The following is a 13633-nucleotide window of genomic DNA, read 5'->3' on the forward strand; positions in this document are numbered from 1 at the left end:
AGTCGTGCTTGTTGGGGCTATTGGCCGCCCTCGCCTTCGAGCGCCTTCTTCAAGGCCGAAAGCGTGCTCAGCTGCCGATGCTCGAACTTGTTGATCCAGCGCTCGGCGATCTCGTTGATCGGCAGAGGATTGATAAAATGCAGCTTCTCCCGACCCTGCTTTTCGGAGGACACCAGATTGGCTTCCTCCAGAATGGCGAGATGCTTTGCCACCGCCTGGCGGGTCATTCGCAGATCCTCGCAAAGCGCGCTCAATGTCTGGCCGTTGCGATCATAGAGTTGATCCAGCAACTGTCGCCTGCTTGCATCCGCCAAGGCCTTGAAGACCGCGTCATCATTCATATCAATACGGAACCATTTGGTTGCCTCTTTGGATCTTATAGGCAACCAAATAGTTGCCTGTCAAGCAATCTTTGAGAGAACGTGCTGTCGTAGTCGGGGATCGCAGAAATGATGGGAGTCGATTGACAATGACGCTTTCGCATCGGATCATCCGCCTCATGATCGCAAACCGCACCACCACGACGCATCTTATCACCACCTCACCCCTTGCAGGGCGAGTGGAAGCTGTGTTGCGCTGAGCGAACCGCGATCCATTTCAACCCTGCCGAGGCGAGCAGGGTTGAAATGGTCCTTGCTCTCCTCCCTTATCCCAAGGAGAGCCCATGAATTCCGAACAGGCAGAACCAAGCGAACGACGATCCGGCAAAATCGGACCCGTCGAGATTCGCGCAGCGCGTCCGTCCGATGCCGAAGCGATCACATCGATCGCCAACCTCTCCGGCTTTCGCGCCGGCACGCTGCGCCTGCCCTTCCAAAGCATCGAGGAGACGCAGCAGTGGCTGGATAAGCCTGCGCCCGGTGCGATCAACCTTGTGGCTGTGCTTGACGGACAGATCGTCGGCAATGCCGGCCTCCGCCGCCTCACAGGTCGGCGGATTCACGTTGGGCAAATCGGCATGGGCGTGCATGACGATTTTACAGGCCGCGGCGTCGGCTCCGCACTCCTCGCAGCCCTCATCGATACCGCCGACAACTGGCTGGCGATCAAGCGCGTGGAGTTGACTGTCTATGTCGACAACGCACCGGCGATCCGGCTCTATGAGAAGTTCGGATTCGAAACCGAGGGGCGGCTCAGAGCCTTCGCATTCCGCAATGGCGAATATGTCGACGCTTTCACCATGGCGCGGCTGAGACTTTGAAAAATTCCGGCGGCGGATGCAGTACCGCCGCCGTCCTCACCCGCCGATAAGGTCGAGCCATTCGTCCTCAGTCATGACCTGGACGTCGAATTCCCGCGCCTTGTCGAGCTTCGAGCCTGCGCCCGGCCCTGCCACCACGATATCGGTCTTCTTTGAAACCGAGCCGGAAACCTTGGCTCCCAGGCTCTCGGCCTTGGCTTTCGCCTCGTCGCGGGTGAACTTTTCCAGCGATCCGGTGAAGACAACGGTCTTGCCGGCGACGGGGCTGCCTGAAGTCACCGGCTGCTCGGCCTCCTGAGGCTGCACCTCTTTGAGCAAGCTTGCGATCACCTCGGTATTTCGAGGCTCCTTGTAGAATTCGACGATCGCGCGCGCTACCACTTCGCCGATGCCTTCAATATTGTTGAGATCGTTCCACGCGTCGCCCGAAAGCGAGGCCGCTTCCTTCATCGCCATCTCGAAGGCTTCGTAGGTGCCATAGGAGCGTGCAAGCAGCTTCGCCGTCGTCTCGCCGACATGGCGGATGCCGAGCGCGAAGATGAAGCGATGGAGCGCAATCTGGCGCCGTTCGTTGATCGCGGCGTAAAGTTTGCCAACGCTGACCTTACCGAAGCCGTCGATGTTCTCCAGCTTGGTAAGCGACGACTGCTGACGCCTTTCCAGGGTGAAGATGTCAGGCGCAGTCTTTATCTGCAGCGCCGGGTCATCGCTCGCAAAGAAGAAGTCGATCTGCTTCGAACCCAGTCCTTCGATGTCGTAGGCATTGCGCGAGACGAAATGCTTGAGATGCTCGGTCGCCTGCGCGCGGCAGATGAAGCCGCCGGTGCAACGGGTCACGGCATCGACCTTGCCGGTCTTTTCGTTGATATCGCGCACGGCATGGCTGCCGCAGACCGGGCATACCCTAGGGAATTCGTAAGGCACGCTCGACGCTTCACGCTTTTCCAACACGACGTCGACGATCTGTGGAATGACATCGCCTGCCCGCTGCACGATCACCATGTCGCCGACACGAATATCGCGGCCGTCGCGGATCGGCTCGCCCTTGTTGCCGATACCCCTGATGTAATCGGCATTGTGCAGCGTCGCATTGGTGACGACCACGCCGCCGACGGTGATCGGCTCCAGCCGCGCGACCGGCGTCAGCGCGCCGGTACGGCCGACCTGGATGTCGATATCGATCAAATGTGTGAACGCCTGCTCCGCAGGGAATTTATGCGCCGTCGCCCAGCGCGGTGAGCGCGAACGGAAGCCGAGGCGAGCCTGCAGTTCCAGGCTGTCGACCTTGTAGACGACGCCATCGATGTCATAATCGAGATCGGGCCGCTGCAGGCCGATCTCCTGATAGTGGCCGAGAATGTCATTGACGGAATTCAGCCGCTCCATCAGCGGATTGACCGGGAAACCCCATGTCTTGAAGGTCTGCACCATACCGAACTGCGTATCGGCCGGCATGTTTGACATCTCGCCCCAGGCATAGGCGAAGAATTTCAGCTTACGGCTTGCCGTTACCTTTGCGTCGAGCTGGCGAAGCGAACCTGCAGCGGTGTTGCGCGGGTTGACGTAGGTCTGTTTGCCCTCCGCCTCCATCTGGGCGTTGAGCGCCAGGAAATCGCTCTTGGCCATATAGACTTCGCCACGCACCTCAACGACCGCAGGCGCGCCCGCTGGCAGGGTCTGGGGAATTTCCTTGATGGTTCTGATGTTGGCGGTGACATTCTCGCCGGTCGTACCGTCGCCGCGTGTAGCAGCACTGACCATTCGCCCGTTCTCGTAGCGGATCGACATCGAAAGGCCGTCAATCTTCGGCTCGGCTGTAAAGGCGATCGAGTTGTCGGGCAAACGGCCGAGGAAGCGGTAAACGCTCGCCACAAAATCCGCCACGTCCTCCTGCGAAAACGTATTGTCCAGCGACAGCATCGGCCTTGCATGCACGACGGGAGCAAAGGTTTCCGAGGGTGCGGCACCTACTCGCCGCGAAGGGCTGTCGGCTCGAATGAGCTCCGGAAACCGCGCCTCGATGGCATCGTTGCGCCGCTTCAGCGCATCGTAGTCCGCATCCGAGATCTCCGGCGCATCCTTGCTGTGATAAAGTGCATCGTTGCGCGCAATCTCCGCGGCCAGATAGGCGAGCGCGGCGGCCGCTTCCTCTTCGGTCAAATCCTCGACGGGCTTCTGTTCGGTGCTCATGAATCGACACTCCCCGATTTCGGAGATGTTTTAGAGCACTTCGAGAAAAAGTGCGAAGCGGTTTTCCGTCCCGAATGCGCAAAAACAAGGAGAAAAATCGGGCAATGGGACGAGGGCTGGAGTGCAGGGATCAGCCGTTGCCTGCCAGCAGCCGCTTTGCAGCCGCCCTCGCCTCTTCGGTCACCGATGCGCCTGCTAGCATGCGGGCGATTTCCTCGGTGCGGTCTTTCGGCGCCATGGTGGCAACCCGCGTGGAGATTTTTTCCGAGCCATCCGAAACGGGGCCTTTGGAGATCAGCAGATGAGTCGCAGCGCGTGCCGCGACCTGCGGCGCATGGGTGACGGAAAGTACCTGCACGCGATCGGAAAGGCGCTTCAGCCGCTGGCCGATGGCATCCGCCACCGCACCGCCGACGCCGGTATCGATTTCGTCGAAAACAAGGGTCGGCGCGGAACCTCGGTCGGCCAACGCCACCTTCAGCGCCAAGAGGAAACGCGACAGCTCGCCGCCGGAAGCGACCTTGGTGATCGGGCCTGGCCGCGTGCCCGGGTTGGTCTGCACATGGAATTCGACGACATCTATGCCATCGGCCGTCGCCGCTTCCGAATCGCTGGTGATTTCAACCATGAACCGCGCCCGTTCAAGCTTCAGCGCCGGCAACTCCGCCATCACGGCGGCGGCAAGCGCTTCACCGGCATGGTGGCGCTTATCGGAGAGGCTGCGGGCGGCCGCATCATATTCCGCCTTGGCAACGGCAAGCTCGCCAGCCAAACGCGCCAGTCTTTCCTCCCCGGCATCCACATCGGCAAGATCGGAGATCATCCGAACGGCCAGTGCCGGAAGCTCGGTCACCGGCACCGAATATTTGCGCGAGGCTCCGCGGAGCGCAAATAGACGCTCCTCGACCCGCTCCAGTTCCCGCGGATCGTATTCCGTCTTGCGGAGCGCGGCCTCGACTTCCATTTGCGCGTTGGAGAGCTGGTCCAGCGCCGCATCGAGCAGCGCTACGGTGTCTTCCAGCAAGCCTGGCGCCTCGTGGCTCTTGCGCTCCAGCCGGCGCACCAGCGAGGCAATGTGCGGCACGGGAGAAGCATTGCCGTTGAGGAATTCGGAGGCTTCAGCGATGTCGCCGGCGATGCGTTCGGCCTTCATCATCCGCGAGCGGCGCTCGGCCAGATCATCCTCCTCGCCATCCTGCGGCGATAGCTTCTCCAGCTCTTCGACGGAAGCGCGCAGATAGTCCGCCTCACGCGCGGCGCTCTCTACCTGTTCCCTGTGCTTTCGCAATGTCCGGTCGGTATCGCGCCAGACCTTATGAAGCCTGCCGACCCCTTGCGCTTCCTCGGCAAGACCGGCAAAGGCGTCAAGCAGCATGCGATGCGCATCCGTATCGACAAGCGCACGGTCGTCGTGCTGCCCATGAATTTCGACGAGAAGCTGACCCACCTGGCGCATGAGCTGAACGCTGAGCGCCTGATCATTGACGAAGGCCTTGGTGCGGCCGTCTGCGGACTGGATACGGCGAAAGATCAGGTCGCCGTCGTCGTCGATACCATTGTCGCGCAGCAACTTGCGGGCCGCGTGCTGCGTACCGACATCGAAGACCGCGGTCACCTGGCCACGATCCTCTCCATGACGCACGAGACCGCCATCGCCGCGCCCACCTAGGGCCAGCGACAGGCTGTCAAGCAGGATGGATTTGCCCGCGCCCGTTTCGCCTGTCAAAACCGAGAGCCCGGACTCGAAGGCAAGATCCAGCCGCTCGATCAGGACGATATCGCGGATCGAAAGCTGGATCAGCATCTGCGCTCAATCTCACGTCCCAAGTATAAGTTTCTTGCCCGCTCTGGAAATCCAGGAACCAGTGTTTTCGCTCGGCTCGACGCCGCCGCTCTTCAGCAGCTTATATGAGTCGGCATACCAGCGGCTATCCGGATAATTGTGGCCGAGAACAGCTGCTGCCGTCTGCGCCTCCGGAACGATGCCCATGGCGTAATAGGCTTCGACCAAGCGCGCCAGAGCTTCCTCGATCTGATTCGTGGTTGGATACTGCTCGATGACCACGCGGAAGCGAGCGATCGCGGCAAGATAATCCTTGCGCTCGAGATAGTAGCGCCCGATCTGCATTTCCTTGCCGGCGAGCTGGTCGCGGGCAAAGCGAATCTTCTCCTGCGCGTCGCTGACATACTGCGATTTCGGATAGTTGTTGACGAGCTTGGTCATCGCCTCCATCGTCTGCTGCGCGGCGCGCTGATCCTGGGTCACGTTGACAATCTGCTTGGCGTAGGACGAACCGACGAGGTACTGGACGTAGTCAGCATCCTCGGAGCCGGGATATTGCTTGAGATAGCTATTGCCTGTCTGCACGGCATCATCATAGCGACCTGTGCGGTACTTCACGAAAGTGCTCATCACCAGCGCCTTGCGCGCCCATTCCGAGAATGGCTGCTGCTGGTTGATGGCATCGAACTTTTTACCGGCCTCCGTCATATTGCCTGCCTTGATGTTGGCAAGGCCCTGATTGTAGAGCAGTTCCGGCGGATCGGTCTCGACACCGAGCTTGGTGATGTCGATATCCTTTTTCGTATTACAACCCGTCACCACCGCACCGGTACCAGCGAGGAGAAGCGATACGAGCAAAGCCCGTGTTGTAATCTTCATGCTTTCAGACCTTGCAAAACCCATCGGATCACTGTCCCACTAGCCGTCGTTGCGGAGACGGCATTCTCTCGCTGGCGTTTCTAGCCGCAAAAACACCATCAGGGCAACGCAATGATGATGCATTAACGCATTTTTGTGGCGAAGACCGCATATCAGCGGGCTTAATCACTGTTTTGACTGGGAATTCTTTCGCCGGTCTCCCTGACTTCCATGTCCTGCACCGACTGAAGGCAAACCTCGCGAATCTCCCGCCAAAAAAAGAGCCGCTCCTCATCGGAGCGGCGTCGTTTCCTGTCTAAGGTCTGAAAATCACGCCGACCAGGGCGCGAATTCCGGCGCGTTGACCGGAACGAAATCGCGGCTGTGAGCACGCTGACGCGGCGCCGATGTTTCGACGACATCGTAGGCGCTGGGATCGCTGAGCAATGCCTTCAGAGCATTCGCATTCATACGATGACCGCCGCGATAGGAACGGTAATGACCGATGAACTGCGCACCTGCCATCGCCAGATCGCCAACGGCATCCAACGTCTTGTGGCGAACGAATTCGTCCTTGGCGTAACGCAGACCCTCAACGTTGATGACCGTATCGTCGTCGGAGATGACAACGGAATTTTCCAACGACGAACCCAGCGCGTGACCCGAAGCCCAGAGGCGTTCGACATCGCGCATGAAACCGAAGGTGCGAGCGCGCGACAGTTCGGTCTTGAAGGTCTCGGCGGTCAGGTCGCCTTCCCATTTCTGCCGGCCGATCAGCGGGCATTCGAAATCGATCTCAACCTCGAACCGCGTGCCGTCATAGGGACGGAATTCGCACCAGGAACCGCCAGCCTCGATACGCACCGGCTTGGTAACCCGGATGTAACGGCGCTTGACGCCAAGCGAAACGATACCGACCTGCTCGATGGCCTCGATGAACGGAAAGGAACTGCCGTCCATGATCGGCATTTCAGCGCCCGTAACTTCGATGGCGACGTTGTCGAGACCAATAGCGTAGATAGCCGCCATGACATGCTCCACAGTCGCGACGGAGCGCGACGGCGAGAAGCCGAGAACGGTGCAGAGATCCGTATTGCCAACCTGCGAGGAAACGGCGCGCAGTTCCGTCACGCCGCCATTGTCATGCAGACGCTGGAAAACAATGCCGCTACCAGCCTCGGCTGGATAGAAAGTGATCGACACATCGGCGCCCGAATGAACGCCTATACCCGAAAGTGTCACGGGGTTTGCAATGGTGGTCTGAAAACCCAGCAATCCGATTGCCATATAAGTTCTGCCTTCGTCTATCTGATCCAGGCCGGGCGGTCATCTTCGGACGCTTACCTTATTGCCGGTTCAGTCTGTTAATCATGCTGCGGGCGCCACATACGTTCATCATTGAATGTGATTCCGCAGGCTTGCTTGGTAACTACATACGCGCCGAGGCATCGCATTCCAAATCACTGTTTCTTTCGCTTTGTTACGAAAGCAGTTGCTTGAATTTGCAGGATAATTTCAGATACGACAACGAGTCTGAAATATGGAAAACCGGGATCTTTCGACCCCGGTTTTCTCAAAGATGGTTAGCAACCTATTAAAAGGCCGCCCAATATTGGCTCAGTTCGACTGACGACGCAGGAAGGCCGGAATTTCGAGCTGATCGTCTTCATGGCTCGTCATGCGTGCCGCCGGAACCTGGCGGCCCTGATCGTCGAGCTGGCCGCGACGCGGTGCGTAGAGGCTCGCTTCCGGCGACGGCGCACGACGCTGCTGAGGAGCGGCAGCGGCCGGAGCCATCATATCGTCGAAAGCAGGATCTTCGTCGCGACGACCAAGCGAATTGGTGATTCGCTTGAGGAGGCCCATGGGACCGCGCTCTTCGGCAGCCTGAGCGGCGACCGGCTGGGCGCGATGTTCCATCTCGGCCTTAACCACCGGCGGGAAGTCTTCCACCTTCGGCATGCGGACCTGCTCGGGAGCCTGACGGATGATCGGCTGCTGCTGCATGACCGGCGCCGGCTGCGGCTGAACCGGAGCCTGACGGACGGGCTGAGCTTCCGGCGCTGCCGCAAAGATGCGGCTCTGCGGACGGAAGTTCTCCTCAGGCGCTGAAGCCTGCGGCATGACCGGCTGCTGCTGAACTTGAGGCTGACGACCCATCTGGATTTCAAGCTCGCGTTCCAGGTCGGCTTCGGCAGCACGAATGGTCTGGGCGACCGGATCGATGGTGCGAGGAGCCGGAGCGGTGTGGGCCTGCGCGACATGGGCAGGCTGAGCTGCGGCCGCTGCCGGGGCGGCGGCCGCGGAAGGACGGATAGCCGGCTTCGCGACCGGGCGGAATTCCATGCCCCTGTCCGCCGCTTCGTTCATCGCACGGTCGATACCCGTTGCAACGACGGAGACGCGGATGATGCCTTCGAGCGATTCGTCAAAGGTGGCGCCGAGGATGATGTTGGCGTCCGGATCGACCTCTTCGCGGATGCGGGTCGCAGCCTCATCGACTTCAAACAAGGTGAGGTCGCGACCACCGGTGATCGAGATCAGCAGGCCCTGTGCGCCCTTCATCGAGGTTTCGTCGAGCAGCGGGTTGGCGATGGCGGCTTCTGCAGCCTGCATCGCGCGGCCCTGGCCGGAAGCCTCGCCGGTACCCATCATGGCGCGGCCCATTTCGCGCATGACCGAGCGGACGTCGGCGAAATCGAGGTTGATGAGACCTTCCTTCACCATCAGATCGGTGATGCAGGCAACGCCCGAATAAAGAACCTGGTCGGCCATCGAGAACGCGTCGGCGAAAGTCGTCTTGTCGTTGGCGATGCGGAACAGATTCTGGTTCGGAATGACGATCAGCGTGTCGACCGACTTCTGCAGTTCCTGGATACCCATTTCAGCAAGCCGCATGCGACGGCCGCCTTCGAAGTGGAACGGCTTGGTGACGACGCCGACGGTCAGGATGCCCTTGTTGCGGGCGGCCTGCGCGACAACAGGCGCTGCACCCGTGCCCGTGCCGCCGCCCATGCCGGCGGTGACGAAGCACATGTGCGTGCCGTTGAGATGATCGATGATCTCATCGATGCATTCCTCGGCAGCTGCGCGGCCGACTTCCGGCTGCGAACCGGCGCCGAGACCTTCCGTGACGTTGACGCCGAGCTGGATGATTCGCTCGGCCTTCGTCATCGTCAGCGCCTGCGCGTCGGTGTTGGCGACGACGAAATCGACGCCCTGCAAGCCTGCCGTGATCATGTTGTTGACAGCATTGCCGCCGCCGCCACCGACACCGAACACGGTGATACGCGGCTTAAGCTCGGTGATGTCTGGCTTATGCAGCTTGATAGTCATTGTACCCGTTCCTTCTCTCTATGGCCGCATCGCCACGCCGGCCAATTCACTCGATTTCACTTGCCTGACGCCTACCCCGGAAAGATTTGCCGGGATCAGGCATTCAAAAACTCTCTTTCAGCCATTGGCCGACACGGCCGATCCGGCTGTTGTTACCTCCAAGCGACGAGAGCAAGCCGCTGCTCGGCGCATGTGTCTCCATGTCCGCAACCTGCGGATAGATCATCAGGCCCACCGCCGTCGAAAAAGCCGGCCCCTTGGCCGCGGTCGGCAGGCCGGACACGCCCATGGGGCGGCCGATGCGGACATTGCGGGCAAGAACGCGGCGCGCCACATCCGGCAGGCCGGTCAACTGGCTGGCACCACCGGTCAGGACGACGCGCTTGCCGACGATCGGGCTGAAGCCCGAGCGCTGAATGCGATCGCGGATCAATTCGAGGGTTTCCTCGATGCGGGCCTTGACGATGCGCGACACCAGAGCCTTCGGCACCTGTGTCGGCTGATCGCGCTCATCCTCGCCAATCGGCGGAATGGAAATCAGCTCGCGCTCATCCGAGGAGTTCGCCAGCGCGGAGGCATGCACCACCTTCAGCCGCTCGGCATCCTCGATGCGGGTCGAAAGGCCGCGGGCAAGATCTGTGGTCACATGATGGCCGCCAAGGCTGACGGCATCGGTATGCACCAGCTTGCCTTCGGCAAAGACCGAGATCGTCGTCGTGCCGCCACCCATATCGATTGCGGCGCAACCAAGCTCGACTTCGTCATCGACGAGAGCAGCAAGGCCGCTGGCATAAGGAGTTGCCACCATGCCCTCGACCGACAGATGCGCACGATTGATGCAGAGCTCGAGATTGCGGAGCGCCGCACGCTCCGCCGTCACGACATGCATGTCGACGCCCAGCACATCGCCGAACATCGCCAGCGGATCGCGAATGCCGCGCTCGCCATCGAGGGAATAGCCGGTCGCCAGCGAATGCAGGACGGCACGCTCCTGGCGGATCGACTGCTGGCAGGCCGCGGCCAACACTTTCTTGAGATCGTTGCTTTCGACTTCCTGACCGCCCAGATCGATCGTCGCGGTATAGATATCGCTGCCGAGGCGTCCGGCGGAAACATTGACGATCAGGCTATCGACGGTAAGGCCCGCCATGCGCTCAGCCGCATCGACGGAGAGCCGGACGACGCTTTCCAGCGCATCGAGATCTGCGATCACGCCGGTCTTAATGCCGCGAGAGCGCTGATGGCCGATGCCGATGATCTCGATATTATGCGTGCGGTTCGGGAGAACCTGGCTCTCCTCACGCGGTGTCAGCCGGCCGATCATGCAGACGACCTTCGTCGAGCCGATGTCGAGGACAGATACGATATGCGACCGCTTCGAGGACAGCGGCTTCAACCGAGGCAGGCCAAAATGGGACGAACCGAACAAGCTCATGTATCCTGCCCTGCTTTCTTCAAAGCCTTGTTTCTGGCGTCGACAGCAGCTTCACGGCGAACCGCTGCGTCTGGGGTCAATTCAATGGCGGTACGATCGCCGAGACGAAGATCAACGGCGGCGATGTCGCGCTGCAGAAGGTTCTGATCCTTGTCGAGCTTGGTCAGCCGGGCGAGCGCGCCATCGATATTGTCTTCCGGCAATTTGATGATCACGCCGTTGTCGAGATAGAGATCCCACCGGCGACCGGCGACGCGCACAAACGCCCTCACATGGTCGCGAATATCCTGCCACTTGGCGAATTCATCATCGATGGAAGCGGCTGCCGTTTCAGCATCGCGGCCGACGAAGAGCGGCAGCTTTGCGAACTTGTTGTCGCGCAGTGGCGCGATCACGCTGCCGTCCTTCTGGATCAGCGAAAGCTCGGAGCCATGCTGCCAGATGGCATAGGCCTTGCGCTCCGTCAGCTTCACTTCGACAGTTCTGGGATAGACCTTGCGGACCTCGACGCTCTGCACCCACGGCAGATTGGCGATCTTCTGGCGAGCCGCATCCGCATTGAGAGCGACCAGCGACGTCGTACCATCGAGACCGAGCAGCTGCAGGATCTCGATTTCCGACGTTTCGTCGTTGCCCGAAACCTTCACGTCCTCGATGGCGAAACCGGCAGCCGACGTTGTCGCCTCGGCGACAGCCTGGCTGTGCCCGCCGATCGACATGCCGTAAAGACCCGTCACAGCAAGGAGTACAAGGGTGGAAACCGTGCCCGTATGTGCTGGAATGTTAACGCGGCCCGAGCCGAGACTGACCAGGAAGCGTACCGTGCGGCGCATCGGGCGCGGCAGCACGAACGTATCCTCGACATCGTCGATGGCGAGCGGGACGCGATGACGGGACCGCCTCATATTTTTGACCGTCAGCGCAAACAAGACGCGTCCTCCACCATCCACCGGAGAAATTCACCAAAAGCGTAGCCGGCGTGAGCGGCCATTTCGGGCACCAATGAGGTAGGCGTCATGCCCGGCTGAGTATTGATCTCCAGCCAAACAAGTTCACCCTCTTCGGAAAAGCGATCGTCAAAACGGAAGTCAGACCGACTGACGCCACGGCAGCCGATAGCTTCATGCGCCCTTAACGATAATGTTTGTATGTTTTGGTAAAGATTTGGTGAAATTTCCGCCGGAAGCACATGTTTTGATCCACCATGGGCGTACTTGGCGTCATAATCATAGAAACTGTGGCCCAGCGGCACGATCTCGGTGACGCCGAGAACCTTGTCGCCCATCACCCCGCACGTCAGCTCGCGACCCGGAATATAACGTTCGACCAGTACTTCATCGCCATAGCGCCACTCCGAAGACGTGACGATCTGCGGCGGATGCGCCTGATCCTCCTTAACGATGACGACGCCGAAGCTTGACCCTTCGCGCACAGGCTTGACGACATAGGGCGGCTTCATCGGATGCTCGCCGGCAATGCCGAAGCGATCCATGACGATCGAACTGGCAACGGGAATGCCGGCCGCTGCGGCAACCGTCTTTGCGCGGGATTTGTCCATCGCGAGAGCGGAGGCGAGCACGCCGGAATGCGTGTAGGGGATCTGCAGATATTCCAGAATACCCTGAATGGTGCCGTCCTCACCGAAAGGGCCGTGCAGCGCGTTGAAGACCACGTCGGGCTTCATTTCGGCCAGGCGGCTGGCGACGTCGCGATCCACGTCGATGCGGGTAACCTCAAATCCTTCGGCTTCGAGGGCATCAGCGCATGCCTTTCCCGAGGAAAGGCTGACCGGCCTTTCCGAGGAAAACCCGCCCAAAAGGACAGCCACATGCTTGCCACCCATCAATACCCCCAGTGTTTACAGTCTCTTCTCTGCGTTCGCTCGACCTCGCCTACAGCGATTCTCGCCCCGCTTTCCATGGTCCGATTAGAACGACATTAAGGTTAATGAAGCGTTTACTTTCGTTAACTTTCGGTCGCCCTGCCGATGGCCGGTTTTCTCGAATCAAATCGGTCTAAAGAATTCTGCCATTGGAATCAGAGAGTTGCTACTTTTGAATGTCGACATTTAGTTTTTTTTAAACAAAGAGGCCCGCATCGAGGGGTCCGATGCGGGCCTGAAAATCTTAAACCGACGCTGATCTCATTCGCTGTCGTCGACCAATTTCCAGACGAGTCCCCCTAAAGCGCCACCCACGATCGGCGCCACCCAGAACAGCCAAAGCTGCTGCAACGCCCAACCGCCGACGAACAGGGCCTGACCTGTCGAACGGGCCGGGTTGACCGAGGTATTGGTGATCGGGATCGAAATGAGGTGGATCAGCGTCAGCGAAAGGCCGATCGCGATCGGCGCGAAGCCGGCCGGCACCTTGCTGCTCGTCGAACCGAGAATCACAACCAGGAAGAACAAGGTCAACACGATCTCGGCGACCAGTGCCGATAGCAGGGGGTAGCCACCCGGCGAATGTTCTCCGTAGCCGTTTGCCGCAAAGCCGCCGAGCTGGAAGTCGGCCTTGCCGCTCGCGATCAGATAGAGCACGGCCGCCGCCACGACCGCGCCGACAACCTGCGCGACAATATAAGGAATGAGCTGCCCGGCGGGGAAACGACCGGCAACCGTCAGACCAACCGAAACGGCTGGGTTGAAATGGCCGCCCGAGATACCGCCGACCGCATAGGCCATGGTAAGCACCGTCAAACCAAACGCAAAAGCAACACCTAGAAAACCGATACCGAGGCTCGGAAATGCCGCGGCGAAGATTGCACTGCCGCAGCCGCCGAATACGAGCCAGAACGTCCCAAGAAACTCAGCAATGAGTTTTTTCTGCAT

At 60.0% G+C, this 13633-nt stretch carries 11 protein-coding genes; 1 reads left to right on the forward strand and 10 read right to left on the reverse strand.

Annotation, left to right across the window (positions count from 1 at the left end):
- Positions 1-17 precede the first annotated feature (17 nt).
- A complete protein-coding gene (locus GA0061101_RS16190) occupies positions 18-341 on the reverse strand; it encodes an ArsR/SmtB family transcription factor (RefSeq protein WP_047558067.1) in 324 nt (107 codons plus the stop codon).
- A 323-nt stretch (positions 342-664) separates the two neighbouring features.
- Between GA0061101_RS16190 and GA0061101_RS16195 the strand changes: the two genes are divergently transcribed.
- On the forward strand, positions 665-1201 hold the full coding sequence (locus GA0061101_RS16195; protein WP_092574153.1) for a GNAT family N-acetyltransferase: 537 nt from the start codon (positions 665-667) through the stop codon (positions 1199-1201).
- A gap of 36 nt (positions 1202-1237) precedes the next feature.
- Here GA0061101_RS16195 and ligA read toward each other — a convergent pair whose 3' ends face one another.
- From ligA to aqpZ, 9 genes are all read right to left on the reverse strand, one after another.
- On the reverse strand, positions 1238-3391 hold the full coding sequence (gene ligA / locus GA0061101_RS16200) for an NAD-dependent DNA ligase LigA (RefSeq protein WP_092574155.1): 2154 nt from the start codon (positions 3389-3391) through the stop codon (positions 1238-1240).
- 130 nt (positions 3392-3521) lie between these two features.
- Positions 3522-5195: a DNA repair protein RecN gene (gene recN, locus GA0061101_RS16205; RefSeq protein WP_092574157.1), complete on the reverse strand. Its 1674-nt coding sequence runs from the start codon at positions 5193-5195 to the stop codon at positions 3522-3524.
- A 12-nt stretch (positions 5196-5207) separates the two neighbouring features.
- A complete protein-coding gene (locus tag GA0061101_RS16210) occupies positions 5208-6077 on the reverse strand; it encodes an outer membrane protein assembly factor BamD (protein ID WP_173410968.1) in 870 nt (289 codons plus the stop codon).
- A 285-nt stretch (positions 6078-6362) separates the two neighbouring features.
- Complete coding sequence (gene lpxC, locus GA0061101_RS16215) at positions 6363-7319, reverse strand: UDP-3-O-acyl-N-acetylglucosamine deacetylase (protein ID WP_092574159.1); 957 nt, start codon at positions 7317-7319, stop codon at positions 6363-6365.
- A gap of 330 nt (positions 7320-7649) precedes the next feature.
- Complete coding sequence (gene ftsZ, locus GA0061101_RS16220; protein WP_047558074.1) at positions 7650-9368, reverse strand: cell division protein FtsZ; 1719 nt, start codon at positions 9366-9368, stop codon at positions 7650-7652.
- Between the two features lie 103 nt (positions 9369-9471).
- Positions 9472-10803, reverse strand: a complete 1332-nt coding sequence (gene ftsA, locus GA0061101_RS16225) for a cell division protein FtsA (RefSeq protein ID WP_037202716.1) — start codon at positions 10801-10803, stop codon at positions 9472-9474.
- Positions 10800-11732 carry a cell division protein FtsQ/DivIB gene (locus GA0061101_RS16230; RefSeq protein ID WP_047558075.1) on the reverse strand — a complete coding sequence of 311 codons (933 nt, stop codon included), beginning with the start codon at positions 11730-11732 and terminating at the stop codon, positions 10800-10802. The genes ftsA and GA0061101_RS16230 overlap by 4 nt, the downstream gene beginning before the upstream one ends.
- A complete protein-coding gene (locus GA0061101_RS16235) occupies positions 11720-12646 on the reverse strand; it encodes a D-alanine--D-alanine ligase (RefSeq protein ID WP_092574161.1) in 927 nt (308 codons plus the stop codon). The genes GA0061101_RS16230 and GA0061101_RS16235 overlap by 13 nt, the downstream gene beginning before the upstream one ends.
- A gap of 300 nt (positions 12647-12946) precedes the next feature.
- A complete protein-coding gene (aqpZ, locus tag GA0061101_RS16240) occupies positions 12947-13633 on the reverse strand; it encodes an aquaporin Z (RefSeq protein WP_092574163.1) in 687 nt (228 codons plus the stop codon).

Source organism: Martinezella lusitana (genome assembly GCF_900094565.1).
Lineage (GTDB): Bacteria > Pseudomonadota > Alphaproteobacteria > Rhizobiales > Rhizobiaceae > Rhizobium > Rhizobium lusitanum.